Source organism: Lichenicola cladoniae (assembly GCF_013201075.1).
Taxonomy (GTDB): Bacteria; Pseudomonadota; Alphaproteobacteria; order Acetobacterales; family Acetobacteraceae; genus Lichenicola; species Lichenicola cladoniae.
Window position 1 is genome coordinate 1,684,165 of sequence record NZ_CP053708.1, and the last position, 17,761, is coordinate 1,701,925.

The following is a 17,761-nucleotide window of genomic DNA, read 5'->3' on the forward strand; positions in this document are numbered from 1 at the left end:
GTCCTCATCTCAGCTTGCGCCTCCGGTTCTCGAGTGAATACTTTCGCCATTGCTCTGCCTGCTTGGCATCGGTTATCGGATTGTTGCTGACGAAGGTGCCCTCCGCCACCGTGTTTGAAACGGCGATTGCCGCCGACCGGGCTAGCGCGGCACCTCCTACCCCGGCTATCATTACGCCAGCGAGGGCGGTCTCAGGAATGACCGCGATCGCGGCGGCGCCGACGAACGTGGCGAACAACGTTTTCGCGATAATCGCGCCCGCATCCCGGTAAACATTTGGCGGGGTATAATCGTTACCGTCGATCTTTCCGCCCCACTGTCGGGTGCAGTTCACCTTCCACTCATCCGGCGTTAAGCAAAACGGATAATCTGTGGGTGAAGCCATCATGTCGTGCTTTGCTTGAAGCACAGAGCTTGGGTAAATGGTCCACTTGCTCTGCCTGTTCGCACCCTCAATCGCTTGATCAACAAGTTTTCGGAAAGCCGGCGTTGCCATCCGATACAGTGGCAACGCAGCCCACAGGGCACGATACATGTCTGGGTTCGGCGAACTCTTGATCCTGGCGTTGACGCCACCGGTGCCCCATCTGGTCTGTGCAAGCAGTAACTCCAGGTTCGGGTCACTGAGTTTCGAGCTTCCTGTAGGCATGGGGTTTTCCTCTTCGTCCTCGGTGCTTGTAGGTCCCTAGAATGTCCCGGCAAGTCAGTCGGCTTTTTCGCGATAATCTGCCGGATGCTCCCTTCAGGAAGACGCTGTTTGCCCGTTCAGCAAGGACTGAAGCACTGCCTGCAGAAGCCCGATATCCTGCACCCGCGACAACCGGTGATCACCGTCCTTCACCAGCGTGACCACGCAATCCTCGCTCGTCACCAGCTTGGCGATCTCCAGCGCCGTCTTCCACGACACCACGTCGTCGCGCTGCCCATGCAGCAGCCGGACCGGGCACGCCACCGCGATCGGCCCGTCCATCAGGCTGCACGCCTCGCCGTCCGCCACCGCCCGGCTCGTCAGCACCAGCGGATCCGGTTCCGCCGGCAGCACCACCCGTCCGTCCCGCGCCAGCGCCTCCAGCGCGATCGGCGGCAGTCGCGCCACCATTTCGCGCGTAAAGTCCGGTGCGGCGGCGATCCCCACCAGTCCGCGCACGCGGGCCTCGCCGGCCAGCCCGATCGCCACCATCAGCGCGATCCAGCCGCCCATCGACGATCCCACCAGCACCACCGGCCCCGGCGCCAGCGCGTCGATGATGGCGATCGCGTCGTCGCGCCACACCGCGACGCTGCCCTCGTCGAACCGGCCGCCGCTCTCGCCATGGCCGGAATAATCCAGCCGCAGCATCGCCTGGCCCCGTGCCTCCGCGAAGGCGACCAGCGCGCGGGCCTTGTCGCCGGTCATGTCGCTGCGCAGCCCGGGCAGGAACACGATGGTCGGCGCGCGGCCGGGCAGGTGCCGCGCGGCGAGCCGGATGCCGTCGGGGCGGGTGATCTGGTGCAGGGTCTCGTTGCTCATGCGGGCGAGGATAGCCCGGTCAGGTCAGCGCCGCGACCAGCTCGGCCTTCTTCAGCCGCGAGCGCCCGGCGATGTTCCGCCCGGCCGCCTTCCGCAGCAGCTCGGCCCGGGTGAGGGTTGCTAGGTCGGTCTTGCCGGTGTCGCGATGCTTCGCGGTCTTGGCGGCGATGTCGGCCGGCTGCTTCGAGAACTGCAGGCCCTTTTCGGTGTCGGCGCGCTTCTTTTCCGTGGTGCGCTTGTAGTCCTTCGGGTCCAGCGCATCCCGCGCCTCCTTCGGCAGATAGCGCTCGCCGGTATGCTCCAAGGTGTCGCCGGACTTTGTGCCCCAATCCTCGCGGGTCCACTGCCTCAGATGGTTGTCCTCGGTCTTCGGGCCGGCATAGGTCCCGCCGCGCTTCTTGTATTCGGCGGTGGCGAGCTGGGCCTTCCGCGCCGACCACTGGCCGGCATGGCCGCCCTTGTCGCCGTCGGTGATCTCGGCCTTCACGCTGTCCCAGAGCTTCGGGTCGGTCTTCTTCGCGGTGGTTGCCATCCAATCGTCTCCTGGCCTGCTGCCGGACCCGGAACGATCGCGTCGCCCTCGGAGTTCGCGCAACACCCTGTGCGCCGCACCGTTCGCCGCGCCCGGGCTGGTGTTTCCGGCGTGGTCCCATGCTATGGCGCGCCCATGTCGATCGCCGCCCACCCACCGGTCATCCTGCAGGTGCTGCCTGCCTTGCAGGCCGGCGGCGTCGAGCGCGGCACCATCGAGATGGCGCGGGCGATCGTGCAGGCCGGCGGCACCGCCCTGGTCGCCAGCGCCGGCGGAAGGCTGGTGCCGCTGCTGGAGCGGGCGGGGGGCGTCCACTTGGCCCTCGACCTGATGACCAAGGATCCGCTGTCGATCTGGCTCAATGCCGGCCGGCTGGCCCGGCTGATCCGCCGGCACAAGGTCGAGCTGGTGCATGCACGCTCGCGCGGCCCGGCCTGGTCGGCGAGGATCGCGACACGGCGCACCGGCACGCCGTTCCTCACCACCTGGCACGGCGTCTACAGCGAGAACTTCCCGTTCAAGCGGCGCTACAACGCCGTCATGGCGTCCGGCGAGCGGGTCATCGCGATCAGCAACTACGTGGCCGAGCGCATCGCCGGCCGCTACGGCGTCGGCACCGACCGGCTGCGGATCATCCCGCGCGGCGCGGACACCGCGAGCTTCGATCCCGCCATCGTGCGCGGCGACCGCATCCATGCGCTGGCCCGCGAATGGGCGCTGCCCGACGGCGCCCAGGTGATCATGCTGCCGGCCCGGATCACCGCATGGAAAGGCCACGCGCTGCTGCTCGATGCGCTGGCCCGGATGGAGGCGCAGTCGCCCGGCCCGGACTGGGTCTGCGTCATGGTCGGTCCGGCAAAGGAGGGCACGGGCGGGTTCGCCGGCACGCTGCTCGCCCAGGCCGACCGGCTCGGCCTGCGGTCCCGGCTGCGCTTCGCCGGCCATTGCGCCGACATGCCGGCGGCGCTGGCAATGGCGGACGTGGTGGTGGTGCCGTCGCTGAAGCCGGAGCCGTTCGGTCGCACCGTGGTCGAGGCGCAGGCGATGCAGCGGACCGTGCTGGTCGCGGGCCACGGCGCGGCGCTCGAAACCGTCGAGCACGGCATCACCGGCTTCAGCTTCCCGCCGGGCGACGTCCAGGCGCTGTCCGAACTGATCCGGCACGCGCTGCTGCTGGCGCCGGACCATCGCGCCTGGCTCGGCGAGCAGGCCCGCGCCCACGTGCTGGACCGGTACACCACCCAGGCGATGCAGGACGCCACGCTGTCGGTGTACGAGGAGCTGCTCGGGCGGCCATTCCCGGATGCCATCGCATGAAGCGCATCGTGGTCATCAAGCTGGGGGCACTCGGCGACTTCGTGCTGGCCTTCGCGCCGTTCGCCGCCATCCGCGCGCATCACCCGGACGCCCACATCACCCTGCTGACCACCGCACCCTTCGTCGGCCTCGCCACCGCGAGCCCGTGGTTCGACGCGGTCGCCATCGACAGCCGGCCCTCCTGGTGGGACCTCGCCGAACTGAAGCGGCTGCGCGCGATCCTGCGCGGGCAGGACCTCGTGTACGACCTGCAGACCTCGGGCCGGTCGTCGCGGTATTTCCTGCTCGCCGGCCGTCCCGACTGGTCCGGCATCGCACGCGGCGCCTCGCATCCGGACGCCGATCCCGAACGCGACCGCCTGCACACGCGCATCCGGCAGGCCGGCCAGCTCGCCAGCGCCGGCATCGCATCGGTGCCTGATCCGGACCTGTCCTGGCTGGCGCGCGGCGGACCGCCGGTTCCGTCGCCGTTCGGACTGCTGGTGCCGGGTGCCGCACCGCACCGCCCGGCCAAGCGCTGGCCGGCGGACCGGTTCGCGGCGTTGGCCACGATCATGCGCGACAGGGGCCTGCAGCCGGTGGTGATCGGCAGCGCCGCGGACGCGCCGCTGGCCGCCGAGATCCGCGCACTCTGCCCGGAGGCGCTTGACCTCACCGGCCAGACCAGCCTGCTGGCGCTCGGCGGCCTGGCGGCGCGGTCGACGGTGGCGGTCGGCAACGATACCGGGCCGATGCACCTGGCGGCGTCGATGGGCTGCCCGTCGATCGTCCTGTTCTCGGCGGAGAGCGACCCGGCCCTGACCGCGCCGGTCGGCCGCTCGGTGAGCGTGCTGCGCGTGCCGGACCTGGGCGACCTGCCGGTGTCCAGGGTTGCGGCCCTGCTGCCCTGACGCCATACGGGGCGCCTACTATTTGCTGGAAGCGTTCCCCATGCCCGCCATCACCCTGCCCGACGGATCAATCCGCCAGTTCGACGGACCGGTCACGGGCACGGACGTGGCCCTCGCGATCGGCCCGGGCCTGGCCAAGGCCGCCCTGGCGATGGAGCTGGACGGCACGCTGGTCGACCTGTCCCGCGAGATCGCGGCCGATGCCTCGGTGCGCTTCATCACCCGCAAGGACGGCGTGGCGCTGGAGATGATCCGCCATGACGTGGCGCATGTGCTCGCCGAGGCGGTGCAGTCGCTGCATCCCGGCACCCAGGTCACCATCGGGCCGCCGATCGAGAACGGCTTCTATTACGATTTCGCCCGCAACGAGCCGTTCACCCCGGACGATTTCCCGGCGATCGAGGCCCGCATGCGCGAGATCGTCGCCGCCAACGCCGGCTTCGTGCGCGAGGAATGGCCGCGCGAGGAGGCGATCGCCTTCTTCGAGGCCCGTGGCGAACGCTACAAGGCCGAGCTGATCCGCGACCTGCCCGGGGACGTGCCGATCTCGATCTACCGGCAGGGCGAGTGGCTCGACCTCTGCCGCGGGCCGCACATGCGCGGCACCGGCGATGTCGGCACCGCCTTCAAGCTGATGAAGGTGGCCGGCGCCTACTGGCGCGGCGACCATCGCAACCCGATGCTGACCCGCATCTACGGCACCGCCTGGCGCGACGGGAAGGAGCTCGAGGCGCACCTGCTGCAGCTCGAGGAAGCCGAGAAGCGCGACCATCGCCGCATCGGCCGCGAGATGGACCTGTTCCACTTCCAGGAGGAAGCCACCGGCTCGATCTTCTGGCACCCGAAGGGCTGGCGCCTGTACTCGACGCTGCAGGACTACATGCGCCGGATGCAGAACGGCGAGGGCTACCAGGAGGTGCGGACCCCGCAGCTGGTCGATCGCTCGCTGTGGGAGGCGTCCGGGCACTGGGAGAAATATCGCGAGCACATGTTCATCGCGACGGTCGAGGACGAGGACAAGGTTCTCGCCCTGAAGCCGATGAACTGCCCGTGCCACGTGCAGATCTTCAAGCACGGCCTGCGCTCGTATCGCGAGCTGCCGCTGCGCATGGCCGAGTTCGGCGCCTGCCATCGCTACGAGCCGTCCGGCGCGCTGCACGGCATCATGCGGGTGCGCTCGTTCGTACAGGACGACGCGCACATCTTCTGCACCGAGGAGCAGATCGCGCCTGAGACCGCGCGCTTCGTGGCCATGCTGACGCAGGTCTATGCCGATCTCGGCTTCGACGGGTTCGTGGTGAAGTTCGCCGACCGCCCGGACAGCCGGGCCGGCGACGATGCATCGTGGGACAAGGCCGAGGCGGCACTGATCGAGGCCTGCCGGCTGGCCGGCGTCGAGTACGAGCTGAACCCGGGCGAGGGGGCGTTCTACGGCCCCAAGCTGGAATTCGTGCTGCGCGACGCGATCGGCCGCGACTGGCAGTGCGGCACGCTGCAGGTCGACTACGTGCTGCCGGACCGGCTGGACGCCAGCTATATCGGCGACGACAGCACCCGGCATCGTCCGGTCATGCTGCACCGTGCCATCGTCGGCAGCTTCGAGCGTTTCCTGGGCATCCTGATCGAGCAGTATGCCGGCAAGTTCCCGCTCTGGCTGGCGCCGGTGCAGGTGGTGGTGGCGTCGATCGTCAGCGATGCCGAGCCGTACGCGCTGGAAGTGGCGCAAGCCCTGCGCCATGCCGGCCTGGTCGTGACCGCCGACACCGCGAACGAGAAGATCAACGCCAAGATCCGCACCCACAGCCTGGCGCGGGTCCCGGTGATCCTGGTGGTCGGCCGCAAGGAAGCGGAGGCCCGCACCGTGGCGATGCGCAGGCTGGGCGGCGCGTCGCAGGAGGTCGTTTCGCTCGACGAGGCAGTGGCGGCCCTTGCACTCGAGGCGACGCCACCCGACCTCAAGCGGAATGGACGGGGCCTGAATCAGCATCTGCCGACTTCGTAATCCAGCCTGCCGGACCGGCGCAGCAGGGTTGCGTCGGCGGACGGGTCTTGACACAGCCCGCATGGTAGCATCTGAGGCCGGCCTAGCGTTCATAGCGCGGCCGGCACGAGCCGTTTCAACAGTGACAGGAGCAGTCCAATAGCCAGACCCCCGATGCCCGCGCCGCCGACTCGCGAGGGCCCCCGCGTCAACGAAGAGATCCGCGTTCCGAATGTTCGTCTGATCGACGAGGAAGGCGAGATGCAGGGCGTGATGACCACGCGCGACGCGATGCAGCGCGCCTTCTCCGTCGGCCTCGACCTGCTCGAAATCAGCCCGAACGCAGAACCCCCGGTCGTGAAGATTCTCGACTACGGCAAGTTCAAGTACGAGCAGCAGAAGAAGAAGAACGAGGCCCGGAAGAAGCAGAAGGTCATCGAGATCAAGGAGGTCAAGGTTCGTCCGAATATCGACGAGAATGACTACCAGGTTAAGATGCGCGCCATGAAGTCGTTCATCGAGGACGGCGACAAGGTGAAGGTGACGCTCCGCTTCCGAGGCCGCGAGATGGCCCATCAGGATCTCGGCGTGAAGGTGCTGGAGCGTATCCGCGGCGACATGGACGAGCGTGCCAAGGTCGAGCAGATGCCCCGCATGGAAAACCGCCAGATGATCATGGTGCTCTCGCCGCGCTGATCCGATCGTTCGGCTCCAGGTTACCGGATCGGCCCGGCTGCGCAGGCAGCCGGGCTTTTTCGTGTCCGGCCCGGGGCTGTCGGGCACTTGTCGGCAGTCGAACCTCCTGCGTAACGTCGGCCGATGAAATCGACGACCTTCCGGCATGCCGTCACCTACGCAATCCCGTTCCTGCTCTGCGTCTCGGGCGGTGCCCGGGCCCGTAGCCTCGCCGAGCTGGCGCAGGCGCATTACCAGGCCGACTGGGCGGCGGGGCCGGTCTCGGCAACGCAACTCGGGATACACCAGGGCGACAGCCGGCTCGACGACGTGTCGTTCGCTGCGATCGCCGCTCAGACCACACGGCTGCATGGCGAGCAGGCCGAGATCGCCGCGCTGGACACCGCCGGCCTGTCGCCGCCCGAGCGTGACGACCGCGACGTGCTCGCCGCCGCCATCGGCCGCGAGCTGCTGGCGAACGAGCGCATCCAGCCGTTCCACCACGATCCCGACAGCTACATCTCGCTCGCGACCAACGCCGTCTATTCGCTGATCGACCGGGACTACGCGCCGCCGGCCGATCGCCTGCGCGCGGTGATCGCCCGCGAGCAGGCGATCCCGGCGATGCTGGCGCTGGCCGAGACCCAGCTCGCGGGCGTGCCGCAGGTGTTCCTCGACATCGCCCGCGAGGATCTCGACGGCTCGTTCAGCTTCGTCGCCAAGGATGTGCCGGAGGCCTTCGCCGGCGTGCGCGACCAGGCGCTGCAGAACCAGCTCGCAGCCTCGACCAAGGTCACGCTCGCCGCCTTCACCCGCTACAAGGCGTTCCTCGGCGGCCTGAAGGCGAGCGGCAGCTTCGTGCTCGGGCCGGACGTCATGCGCGCCCTGCTGGCAGCCGACCTCGTCGACCTGCCGATCGACACCGTGGTCGCCGCCGGCCGCGCCCAGCTCGCCAAGGACAAGGCGGCCTTCATCGAGATCGAGCGCCGTCTCGACAAGGCGCACCCGGCCGACAGCCTGGTGCTGGTGCGGCACGACCATCCGCCGGCCAACAAGCTGATCGCCACCGCGACCGACCAGCTGCACGGGCTGCAGGATTTCGTGGTCGGCCACCACATCGTCACCCTGCCGGCGATGATCCTGCCGACGGTGATCGAGACGCCGCCGTTCCAGCGCGCGCTGATCACCGCCGCGATGGACTGGCCGGGCGCGTTCGAGACCAGCACCCGGCCGGGTGCGCAGACCTCGTTCTACTACATCACGCCGCCATCCTCGGCGTTCACACCGGAGCAGGTCGAGCAGGCGCTGGGCGACTTCAACCGTCCCGAGCTCGAGATCACCACCGCGCACGAGGCGATGCCGGGCCACTTCGTCCAGGGCCTGACGTTGCGGGCGCATCCGGAGTGGTCGCTGATCCGCAAGGCGGCGCAGTCCTACGCCACCACCGAGGGCTGGGCGCATTATTCCGAGCAGATGATGGTCGACCAGGGCTTCGGCGGCGGCGACCTGAAGATACGGCTGATGCAGCTGCAGGATGCCCTGCTGCGCGACTGCCGTCTGGTCGACGCATTCGGCATGCAGGCACAGGGCATGAGCCTCGCCGACGCCACCAGCCTGATGCAGACCGAGTGCTTCCAGTCGCCGATGTCGGCCTACAAGGAGGCCCGTCGCGGTACCGAGGACCCCGGCTACTACTCCTACACGCTCGGCAAGCTGATGATCCTGCACCTGCGCGATGACATGCAGCGCAGCCAGGGTGCGGCGTTCTCTCTCACGCGCTTCCATGACGGGCTGCTGGGCGCAGGCCTGGTGCCGATGACGATCATCCGGCGCGAACTGACCGGGCACGACGCGCCGATGCTCTGAGCGGGGCGCGGGGCAGGCCCGGATCGCCATCCCGAGCCTGTCGTGCGACGACTTCGCCGGTACGTTCCGTGACTGGTTGCCTGGCGCCTGGCGGCGCATGATCTGTAGTGCCGGAACCGTCAGCATGTCGGTTCCGCCAGTTCGCGAGATGGTTGGCCGATGACAGATGCGTTCCTGAACAGGATCGGCACCAGCGTGCCGGAGCATGACGTGCACGACGTGTTCGTGGCCTTTGCCGGGACATTGCTGACCGACGACCGGCTGCGGCGGCTGTTCAACCGCATGGCCGACCGCAGCGGCATCTCGCATCGGCATTCGACCCTGCAGCCGGCGAACGATCCGACTTCCGAAAGCCTCGACGAGGGCGGTTTCTACCGGCGCGGCGCCTTCCCGACATCGGCGGCCCGCATGGGCTGCTACGAGACCGCCGCACTTCCTCTGGCACTGCAGGCGATCGGCCGGCTCGGCGATAGCGCGCAGCTCGACCGGGTGACGCACCTCGTGGTGACGTCGTGCACCGGTTTCTATGCGCCCGGCCTGGACCTAGAGCTGGTCGCGCAGCTCGGGCTGCGCTCCTCGGTCGAGCGCACCATGGTCGGGTTCATGGGGTGCTACGCCGCCTTCAACGCCCTCAAGCTGGCCCGCCATATCGTGCGCTCGGAGCCGTCGGCGCGCGTGCTGCTGGTCAATATCGAGCTGTGCACGCTGCATCTGCAGGACACCTCCAACCTGGAGCAGGTGCTGTCGTTCCTGGTGTTCGCGGACGGATGTGCCGCGTCGCTGGTGAGTGCCGAGCCGGTCGGCCTGCGCCTGGACCGCTTCCACGCCGAACTGCTGCCGGACACCGCGCCGCTGATCAGCTGGCGGGTCGGCGACCAGGGTTTCGACATGGTGCTGTCCGGCCAGGTGCCGGGCGCGATCGGCGCCGGCCTGACCCGGTCGGGGTGCCGTATCCTGGAAGGCGCCTCGACGGATGCAATCGATCTCTGGGCGGTGCACCCGGGTGGCCGTTCGGTGCTGGATGCGGTGCAGAATGCGCTGCAGCTCGCTCCGGACGCGCTGTCCGCATCCCGGGAGATCCTGCGCGAGTATGGGAACATGTCGTCGGCGACGATCCTGTTCGTGCTGGAGCGGATGATGCGCACGGCCCGGTCCGGGGCGTCCGGCATCGCGATGGGGTTCGGGCCGGGACTGGTCGCGGAGACGCTGCGCTTCCAGGTCGCCTGAGATGGCCGGCCGCTTCGCGCACCGGGTCATGCTGCCCGAACTGATGGACGACGCCTCGTGCGGTCCGGACGAGTTCCGCCGCTGCCTGGTCGACCTGGCGAAGGTGAACCGGCTCACCCTCGCCACGCGACCGACGCTGCACTTCCTGAAGCACGCGGTGCGCCGGCTGCCGGCCGGCCGGGCATTGCGCATCCTCGATGTCGGCGGCGGCTACGGCGATGCGCTGCGCGACATCGACCGCTGGGCGGCACGGCGCGGGATCGCACTCGACATGACCAGCGTCGACCTGTCGCCCTGGGCCAGGAACGCCGGCGAAGCGGCACCGCCGACGCGGCAGGCGATCCGATGGGTGACCGCGGATATCTTCGACTACCGGCCGGAACAGCCCCCGGACGTCGTGCTGTCCTCGCTGTTCACCCATCATCTGGACGACGCATCGGTGGTCCGGTTCCTGGGCTGGATGGAGCAGCAGGCAACCCTCGGCTGGTTCGTGAACGACCTGCAACGGCACTGGCTGCCCTATTATGGCTTCAAGCTGTGGTCGCGTGCCGCCGGCTGGCATCGGTTCGTGCAGCACGATGGCCCGGTCTCGTTCGGCCGGGCGTTCATCGTTCCGGAATGGCGGATGCTGCTCGGCCAGGCGGGCCTGCCTCCGGATGCCGCAACCATCCGATGGTGGCTGCCGTTCCGGGTGTGCGTGTCGCGCTTCAAGCCGCCTGCGCAGTAAAGGGCTCAGGTGCTTCACGGAATGACCCAAGGCAGGTCCACGACCGACATCGCGATCATCGGCGGCGGTCTGGCCGGTGCCGCACTGGCGATCCAGAGCGCGTCGCATGGACGCCAGGTGACGCTGATCGAGCGCGAGGCGGGCCCGCACGACAAGGTCTGCGGCGAGTTCCTGTCGCGCGAGGCCCTGCTGCACCTGCGCGCCCTGGACATCGATCCGGCGCGGCTGGGCGGCATGCCGATCGACCGGGTCCGGCTGGCGACCGGGCGGGCGATGGCGGAGGTGGTGCTGCCGTTCCAGGGCATGGGCCTCTCGCGGCGCGTGCTCGACGAGGCGCTGCTCGCCCGTGCGCAGGCGGGCGGGGCGACCCTGCGACGGGGCTCCGCGGCCGGCGGGCTGGATGGCGGGCCGGGCGAACATCGCGTGCGCCTGCAGGATGGTTGCGAAATCGTCGCCCGCGATGTCGTACTGGCGACCGGCAAGCATGATCTGCGCGGCTGGAAACGCGGACCCGGCCGGCAGAACGACCTGGTCGGATTCAAGCAGCATTTCCGGCTGACGCCCGGCCAGGCGGCCCGCCTGGCCGGCGCGGTCGAGCTGACGCTGTTCGCCGGTGGCTATGCGGGCCTGCAACTGGTCGAGGACGGGCAGGCGACATTGTGCCTTCTGGTCCGCCGCAGTCGCCTGGCCGAACTCGGCGGACGCTGGGGCGGGGTCCTCGCCTCGGTCGCGGAGGATGCACCCCTGCTGGGCGAGCGCCTGGCCGGCGCGCAGCCGGTGCAATCCCGTCCGCTGACCATTTCCGGCATCCCCTATGGCTTCGTGGCGCCGGCCACCGCCGGTCCGTCCGGGGCGGGCATATGGCGTCTCGGCGACCAGTCGGCGGTGATCCCGTCCTTCACCGGCGATGGCATGTCGATCGCGCTGCACAGCGCGGCACTGGCTGCGCGGATGCTGCGAGAGGGCAGCACGCCGGACGATCTGCAGGAGGCGATGCGTCGCGATGTCGGCAGGCAGGTCGCGGGGGCCGCATTGCTGTCGCTCGGCGCGGTCAGGCGGCCGTTGCAGCGGCCCCTGGTCGCGATCGCCCGGCTGGTTCCGGCGATCTCGACGGCGATCGCGGCCGCGACCCGCATACCCGATGCCGCCCTGCAACGTGGCCTCGCCGGCGTCCGGGCCTGATCCCGCCTGGGTGCATGACTGGCCAGGCGGCCGCCGCGGCAGGACGGCGCATCATCCTTGCTTCGGAGAAACGAACCTGCCTTCATCGAAAGACCAGTGGCTGGGCTGCCAGAGCATGGTGAACCTCACGAACGAGATGAATTTCGTCGGCGGCCCGGGCGAGATGGCGGGCCTCGTCCGGTCGAAGGACTGGTCGGCCACGCCGCTCGGGCCGATCGAACACTGGCCGCAGAGCCTGCGCACCACGGTCGGTCTCTGCCTGGCGTCGAATTTCCCGATCAACATCATCTGGGGCCCGGAACACACCCAGATCTACAATGACGGCTACAGCGTGCTGTGCGGCGAGCAGCACCCGGCTTTCCTCGGCATGAGCTATCCGGTCTCGTGGGCGTCGGCATGGCCGGCGATCGGCAAGCCGTTCGCCATGGCGCTCGCCGGGCAAACCTCGTTCCTGGAGAACCAGCGCATGTTCCTGAAGCGGAACGGCTATCTCGAGGAGTCGTTCTTCACCTTCTCGACCAGCCCGATCTACGACGAGGCCGGCGGCATCGGCGGGCTGTTCCATCCGGTCACCGAAACGACCGCCGCGATGCTCGCCGAGCGACGCAGCCGCCTGGTACGTGACCTGATCGCGCGCCTCTCCGATGCGAACGATGTCGATACGGTTTTCGAACGTGCGGCCGCGACTCTCGCGGAATTCACATTCGACCTGCCGTTCGTCATTTTCTACCGGCTGGAACCGCAGGACCAGTCCGACCGTCGCTACAGGGTGGCGGCCGCGGTCGGCCTGTCCAGCAATATCGCGGCCACTCCCGACAGGATCGGGCTCGACGCGATGGTCCCCTGGCCGATTGCCGCTTCGGTCCGCTCGAGGGGCCCCGAGCGGGTCGACGGCCTGGCCGCGATGCTGGCGGCGGGGCAATGCGGCCCGTACGAGGAACCGCCGGACGCCGCGTTCGCCGTGCCGATCAGCGTGCCCGGACCAGGCCTGCCGGTCGCGATGATGATCGCCGGCGCCAGCGCGCGACTGCCGATCGGGGACGGGTATCGCGGGCTCTACGAACTGATCGGCGCCGCGGTCGGGGCCGCCCTGGCAAACGCCCAGGCATCCGAGGACGAGCTTCGCAAGGCGCAGGCGCTGGCGGCGATCGATCGTGCCAAGACCACGTTCTTTTCCAACGTCAGCCACGAGTTCCGCACGCCGCTGACCCTGATGCTTGGACCGATCGAGGAAGCGCTCGCCGATGGCGGCGACCTGCCGGCATTGCAGCGCGAGCGGCTGCAGGTTGCGCACCGCAATGCGTTGCGGGTCCTGAAGCTGGTCAACTCGTTGCTGGATTTCTCCAGTATCGAGGCAGGACGATTGAAGGCCCGGTTCGCGCCGGTCGATCTCGCAAGCTTCACCGGCGAACTCGCCAGCAATTTCCGGTCCGCATGCGAAGTCGCGGGCCTGGAGCTGGTGGTCGACTGCCCGACGCTGGAGGCCCCGGTCTATCTGGATCGCGACATGTGGGAAAAGATCATTCTCAACCTGCTGTCGAACGCGTTCAAGTTCACCTTCGCCGGACAGATCTCGGTGTCGCTGGTGCGTGAGGACGGGGCCGTGGCGTTGATCGTCGAGGATACCGGCATCGGTATTCCCGCAGCCGAGCTGCCGCGCATCTTCGAGCGCTTCCATCGTGTCGATGCCCAGCGCGGCCGCTCGCACGAAGGTACCGGCATCGGCCTCGCCCTGGTCGAGAGCCTGGTCCACCTGCATGCAGGCACGGTCACCGTCAGCAGCGTCGTAGACCAGGGAACGGTGTTTCGCGTGACGCTCCCGCTTGGTCACGCCCATCTGGCGGCCGGGACGTTGCTGGACGACCAGGCGGTGGTGGCTGAGCCCATGCGACACTCAAGGGCAAGCATCTATGCCGACGAGGCGGCGCGCTGGCTGGCGGACACCGCAAGCGATGATACGGGCCGGCCAGACGTCGAGGGCAGGACGCGAATATTGCTGGCCGAGGACAATGCGGACATGCGGCGCTATGTCGCACGCATTCTCGGCCAGGCCGGCTATCGCGTCGAGCTTGTCGGGAATGGCCTCGCTGCCGTCGCCGCATTGCGCACGGGCGCGTTGCCCGACCTGATCCTGACCGACGTGATGATGCCGGGCCTCGATGGATTCGGCCTGTTGCGCCACATCCGCGCGGACAGCAGCCTCGACGGGATCGTGGTGATCCTGCTGTCGGCGCGTGCCGGAGAGGAGGCTCGTCTCGAAGGGCTTGCAGCCGGAGCCGACGACTACATCGTCAAGCCGTTCAGCGCGCGGGAATTGCGGGCCCGGATCGATGGCGCCATCAACCTGGCCCGGCAGCGTCGGGATGCTGCCATACGGGAGCAGGAACTGCTCGCGGAAATCGTCAACGAGCGCGCCCGTACGACGCTGCACGAAACCGAGCGGCGTCTGGAATTCGCGCTGGAGGCGGGCCGTCTCGGAAGCTGGGAACTCGACCTGGTGGCACACGGCCTGATCGCATCGGCGATCGGGCGCGAGAATTTCGGAATCGACGGTTCGGATCCGCACAGCATGTACGATGCGTTGCTGGGCCGGATCCACCCCGAGGACCGGGACCGCCAGCGCCTCGCATTGCAGCACGCGATCGACACACGCTCGGCCCTGGACATCGAGCACCGTACGGTCTGGCCGGACGGCCGCGTCACCTGGGTCGAGGTCTGCGGTCATGCGGTCTATGCCGAGGATGGCACCCCGCTTCGCATGATCGGCGTGTCGCTCGACGTGACGATGCGCAAGCAGGCGGAAGCGCAGCGAACGACGCTGCTCGACGAACTCAACCATCGCGTCAAGAACACGCTGGCGGTCGTCCAGGCGATCGCGCGGCAGACGGAACGGAATGCCACGTCGCCGGCCGCCTTCATGACCGATCTCACCGCCAGGATCACTGCCCTGGCGCGCGCGCACGACCTGCTTACCGAGGCATCCTGGGACGGTGCGCAACTGGCGGACGTGATCGACCAGACGCTGGAGTTCTATTCGAACAAGGATGGCGGGGTCAGCCAGGTTTCCGCGCAGGGGCCTGCGGTCAGGCTGAGCCCGAACGCCGCCATCTCCCTCAACATGGCGTTCCACGAACTGGGGACCAACGCCGCGAAATACGGTGCGCTGTCGGTGCCGTCGGGGCGGGTCGGCGTCGACTGGCGGATCGATCGCTCGGTCGATCCATCGTGCGTCGATATCAGCTGGTCGGAAACCGGCGGCCCGGCGGTCGACATACCGACCAAGCGCGGCTTCGGATCGCGCATCATCGAGAGCGGACTTCCCGACATGTTCGGCGGCGAGGTTCGCCTGCACTTCGAGCCCGGCGGCGTCCGCTGCACCATGCGCCTGCCATTCTCCGGCGACATCATGGGCGTGGCCTGATGGTCGCCGGCGCGATCCTGTCCGGCCTGCGGTTTCTCGTCGTCGACGACGAGCTGATGGTCGCCATGTATGTCGAGGACATGCTGATGGACCTTGGCTGCGCCGCCGTCGAATGCGCCGGCACGGTCGAGAAGGGCCTGGCGATCGCCGGCCGTCGCGAAACCGGTCTCGACTGCGCGATCCTCGACGTGAACGTCGCCGGGCAACGCTGTACCCCGATCGCCGACGCACTTGCCGCCCGGGGCGTGCCGTTCATCTTCGCGACCGGCTATGGACGCAGCGGTGTCGATGCGAGGTATGCCGACCGGCCCGTCCTCACCAAGCCCTTCGGCCCGGTGGGATTCGAACAGGCGGTGGCGGCGACGCTGGGCGTCAGCCCTCGATCAGGGTGAAGTCGGCTACCCGCGCCAGCGTCGCACGGGTCTGCGACAGGAGGCGCAGCCGGTTGCGCCTGACGGGAGCGCTGTCCGCATTGACCGTGACCGCGTCGAAGAACACGTCGAGCGGCCGGCGCAGGCTGGCCATCGAGGCCATCGCCGCGTCGTAGCTCTCGTCGGCGAGCGCCGTATCGATGGTCGGCAGCGCCCGGGCGAGCGCATCGGCAAGTGCGTGTTCCTCCGCCTGGATCATCAGGGACAGGTCGGGCGCGCCGTCATGCGGACCGTCCTTCTTGTCCTCGATGCGCAGGATGTTGGCAGCGCGCTTGGCAGCGGCGAGCAGGTTCCTGCCGTCATCGGTGCCGAGCAGCCCTGCAACCGCCTCGGTGCGCGCGAGTAGCCTTGTAAGGTCCGGATCTTGTCCGACGGCCGATACCGCCGTCAGCACGTTATGCCGCGCACCCTCGGCGCGAAGCTGCACGCGCAGGCGGTCGGCGATGAAGCCGGGCAGGAGTGCGAGTTCGTCGTTCCGTGCGAGTGCGTCCGGGTAGAACGATGCCGCCTCGCGGAACAGCGCATCGAGGTCGATCCGGAGCCGATGCTCGCGGACGATGCGGATCACGCCGAGGGCGGCGCGACGAAGCGCATACGGATCGCCGGAGCCGCCGGGCTTCTCGCCGATCGCGAAGAACCCCGTCAGCGTATCGATCTTGTCGGCCAGCGCGACCGCGATGGACACCGGCGCCGCCGGCAACGCATCGCCGGGACCGCGTGGCTGGTAGTGCTCGCGTATCGCGGCGGCAACCGGCGCGGCCTCGCCGTCATGCGTGGCGTAGTAGCCGCCCATCACCCCCTGGAGTTCGGGAAATTCGCCCACCATGCCGGTGGTGAGGTCGGCCTTGGCCAGCAGCCCTGCGCGTGCGGCCTGCATCGCATCCGCGCCGATCGCGGTCGCCACGGCGGCGGCAAGCGACTGCAGCCGGACCGCGCGCGCGCCCTGGGTGCCGAGCTTCGCATGGAAGGTGACGCCATCCAGGGCCGCGATTCGGCCGGCCAGGGTGACGGTGCGGTCGAGATCCCAGAAATGGCGCGCATCGGAAAAGCGTGCGGCCAGCACTCGCTCGTTACCGGCGATGATGGTGGCGCCGCCGTCGCCAGGAATGGTGTTGGCGATGAAGCCGAAGCGCGGGGCGGCACGGCCGTCCGGCTGGCGCAACGCGAAGTAGCGCTGGTTCACCCGCATCGACACCTGCATCACTTCGGGCGGCAGATCCATGAAGCGGTCGCCGATGCTGCCGATCAGCGGCACCGGCCATTCGACCAGGCCGGCGACCTCGTCGAGCAGGCCGCCATCCGCGACCACGGTCAGGCCTTCCTGCGCCGCCAGTGCACCGATGCCGGACTCGACCAGACGCCGGCGCTCCTGCGCATCGACATTCACATGACGCGAGCCAAGGGTTTGCTGCCAGTCGGCCGCGTCCCCGATCCGTACGGCGCCCGGCGAGAGGAAGCGATGCCCTTCGGTCAGGTCCGAGGCGACCAGTCCGTGTCCGTCGTCGCTGCCGTCGGCGAGACTGAACGGAACGACCTCTCCTCCCAGCAGGCAGACGATCCGGCGCAGCGGCCTGACCCACGCGAATGCGCTGGTGGCGCCCCAGCGCATCGATTTCGGCCATGGAAACCGGCGCAGCAGCCCGGGCATCGCCTCGGACACCAGTCGTGCCGCCTCGATCGCCGGCGTCTCCCTGGAGAGTACCCAGAAGCCGTTCTCCAGGGTCAGCGCGTCGCGGCTGGCCTGGTGCTTGCGCAGGAAGCCGGCGAGCGCCTGCTCGGGAGCGCTTTCGCGCGGGCCGCGCTCGCTGCCGGAGCCGGCCGCGACGCCGGCGGCGACCGTCACCGCGAGTGCGATCCGGCGCGGACCGGAGAACGAGCGCGGCGCGGCCGGTGACAGCGGCGCCAGCGCCTCGACGACCAGCCGGGCGAGATCGGCCGCGGCCGGGGCCTGCATCCGCGCCGGGATTTCCTCGCAGAACAGTTCGATAAACAACTCGGGCAT

The 17,761-nt window shown here is 68.8% G+C and carries 14 protein-coding genes; 10 read left to right on the plus strand and 4 right to left on the minus strand.

Features of this window, described 5'->3' with window-relative positions; translation table 11 throughout:
* Positions 1–4: 4 nt before the first annotated feature.
* From HN018_RS07770 to HN018_RS07780, 3 genes are all read right to left on the minus strand, one after another.
* A complete protein-coding gene (locus HN018_RS07770) occupies positions 5–649 on the minus strand; it encodes a hypothetical protein (protein ID WP_171835074.1) in 645 nt (214 codons plus the stop codon).
* A gap of 93 nt (positions 650–742) precedes the next feature.
* Positions 743–1,510, minus strand: a complete 768-nt coding sequence (locus HN018_RS07775) for an alpha/beta fold hydrolase (protein WP_171835073.1) — start codon at positions 1,508–1,510, stop codon at positions 743–745.
* A 19-nt stretch (positions 1,511–1,529) separates the two neighbouring features.
* A complete protein-coding gene (locus HN018_RS07780) occupies positions 1,530–2,042 on the minus strand; it encodes a hypothetical protein (protein ID WP_171835072.1) in 513 nt (170 codons plus the stop codon).
* A 135-nt stretch (positions 2,043–2,177) separates the two neighbouring features.
* On the opposite strand from HN018_RS07780, the gene HN018_RS07785 reads away from it, so the two are divergent.
* The 10 genes from HN018_RS07785 to HN018_RS07830 all read left to right on the plus strand — a co-directional run bounded on the left by HN018_RS07785 (position 2,178) and on the right by HN018_RS07830 (position 15,720).
* Positions 2,178–3,359, plus strand: coding sequence for a glycosyltransferase family 4 protein (locus tag HN018_RS07785; protein WP_171835071.1), 1,182 nt, complete (start codon positions 2,178–2,180; stop codon positions 3,357–3,359).
* Positions 3,356–4,249, plus strand: coding sequence for a glycosyltransferase family 9 protein (locus HN018_RS07790; protein ID WP_171835070.1), 894 nt, complete (start codon positions 3,356–3,358; stop codon positions 4,247–4,249). Before HN018_RS07785 ends, HN018_RS07790 begins: the two co-directional genes overlap by 4 nt.
* A 40-nt stretch (positions 4,250–4,289) precedes the next feature.
* A complete protein-coding gene (gene thrS, locus HN018_RS07795) occupies positions 4,290–6,251 on the plus strand; it encodes a threonine--tRNA ligase (protein WP_171835069.1) in 1,962 nt (653 codons plus the stop codon).
* Positions 6,252–6,404: 153 nt separating this feature from the next.
* Positions 6,405–6,926, plus strand: a complete 522-nt coding sequence (gene infC, locus HN018_RS07800) for a translation initiation factor IF-3 (RefSeq protein WP_171835068.1) — start codon at positions 6,405–6,407, stop codon at positions 6,924–6,926.
* A gap of 123 nt (positions 6,927–7,049) precedes the next feature.
* Positions 7,050–8,771, plus strand: a complete 1,722-nt coding sequence (locus tag HN018_RS07805) for a DUF885 domain-containing protein (RefSeq protein WP_171835067.1) — start codon at positions 7,050–7,052, stop codon at positions 8,769–8,771.
* A 159-nt stretch (positions 8,772–8,930) separates the two neighbouring features.
* Complete coding sequence (locus HN018_RS07810; RefSeq protein WP_171835066.1) at positions 8,931–9,998, plus strand: type III polyketide synthase; 1,068 nt, start codon at positions 8,931–8,933, stop codon at positions 9,996–9,998.
* Position 9,999: 1 nt separating this feature from the next.
* On the plus strand, positions 10,000–10,725 hold the full coding sequence (locus HN018_RS07815) for a methyltransferase domain-containing protein (RefSeq protein ID WP_171835065.1): 726 nt from the start codon (positions 10,000–10,002) through the stop codon (positions 10,723–10,725).
* Positions 10,726–10,746: 21 nt separating this feature from the next.
* Positions 10,747–11,907, plus strand: a complete 1,161-nt coding sequence (locus HN018_RS07820; protein ID WP_171835064.1) for an NAD(P)/FAD-dependent oxidoreductase — start codon at positions 10,747–10,749, stop codon at positions 11,905–11,907.
* 115 nt (positions 11,908–12,022) lie between these two features.
* On the plus strand, positions 12,023–15,328 hold the full coding sequence (locus HN018_RS07825; RefSeq protein WP_171835063.1) for an ATP-binding protein: 3,306 nt from the start codon (positions 12,023–12,025) through the stop codon (positions 15,326–15,328).
* Entirely contained in the window at positions 15,328–15,720 is a 393-nt protein-coding gene (locus HN018_RS07830; RefSeq protein ID WP_171835062.1) for a response regulator, read from the plus strand. The genes HN018_RS07825 and HN018_RS07830 overlap by 1 nt, the downstream gene beginning before the upstream one ends.
* Here HN018_RS07830 and glyS read toward each other — a convergent pair.
* Positions 15,701–17,761, minus strand: a complete 2,061-nt coding sequence (gene glyS / locus HN018_RS07835; protein ID WP_171835061.1) for a glycine--tRNA ligase subunit beta — start codon at positions 17,759–17,761, stop codon at positions 15,701–15,703. The two genes, HN018_RS07830 and glyS, sit on opposite strands and share 20 nt — an antisense overlap.

Coding starts and splice junctions, on each gene's coding strand:
- HN018_RS07775 (WP_171835073.1), bottom strand. CDS start 1,510: ATGAGCAACGAGACCCTGCACCAGATCACCCGCCCCGACGGCATCCGG.
- HN018_RS07820 (WP_171835064.1), top strand. CDS start 10,747: ATGACCCAAGGCAGGTCCACGACCGACATCGCGATCATCGGCGGCGGT.
- thrS (WP_171835069.1), top strand. CDS start 4,290: ATGCCCGCCATCACCCTGCCCGACGGATCAATCCGCCAGTTCGACGGA.
- HN018_RS07780 (WP_171835072.1), bottom strand. CDS start 2,042: ATGGCAACCACCGCGAAGAAGACCGACCCGAAGCTCTGGGACAGCGTG.
- infC (WP_171835068.1), top strand. CDS start 6,405: ATGCCCGCGCCGCCGACTCGCGAGGGCCCCCGCGTCAACGAAGAGATC.
- HN018_RS07805 (WP_171835067.1), top strand. CDS start 7,050: ATGAAATCGACGACCTTCCGGCATGCCGTCACCTACGCAATCCCGTTC.
- HN018_RS07825 (WP_171835063.1), top strand. CDS start 12,023: ATGGTGAACCTCACGAACGAGATGAATTTCGTCGGCGGCCCGGGCGAG.
- HN018_RS07815 (WP_171835065.1), top strand. CDS start 10,000: ATGGCCGGCCGCTTCGCGCACCGGGTCATGCTGCCCGAACTGATGGAC.
- glyS (WP_171835061.1), bottom strand. CDS start 17,761: ATGCCCGAGTTGTTTATCGAACTGTTCTGCGAGGAAATCCCGGCGCGG.
- HN018_RS07770 (WP_171835074.1), bottom strand. CDS start 649: ATGCCTACAGGAAGCTCGAAACTCAGTGACCCGAACCTGGAGTTACTG.
- HN018_RS07830 (WP_171835062.1), top strand. CDS start 15,328: ATGGTCGCCGGCGCGATCCTGTCCGGCCTGCGGTTTCTCGTCGTCGAC.
- HN018_RS07790 (WP_171835070.1), top strand. CDS start 3,356: ATGAAGCGCATCGTGGTCATCAAGCTGGGGGCACTCGGCGACTTCGTG.
- HN018_RS07785 (WP_171835071.1), top strand. CDS start 2,178: ATGTCGATCGCCGCCCACCCACCGGTCATCCTGCAGGTGCTGCCTGCC.
- HN018_RS07810 (WP_171835066.1), top strand. CDS start 8,931: ATGACAGATGCGTTCCTGAACAGGATCGGCACCAGCGTGCCGGAGCAT.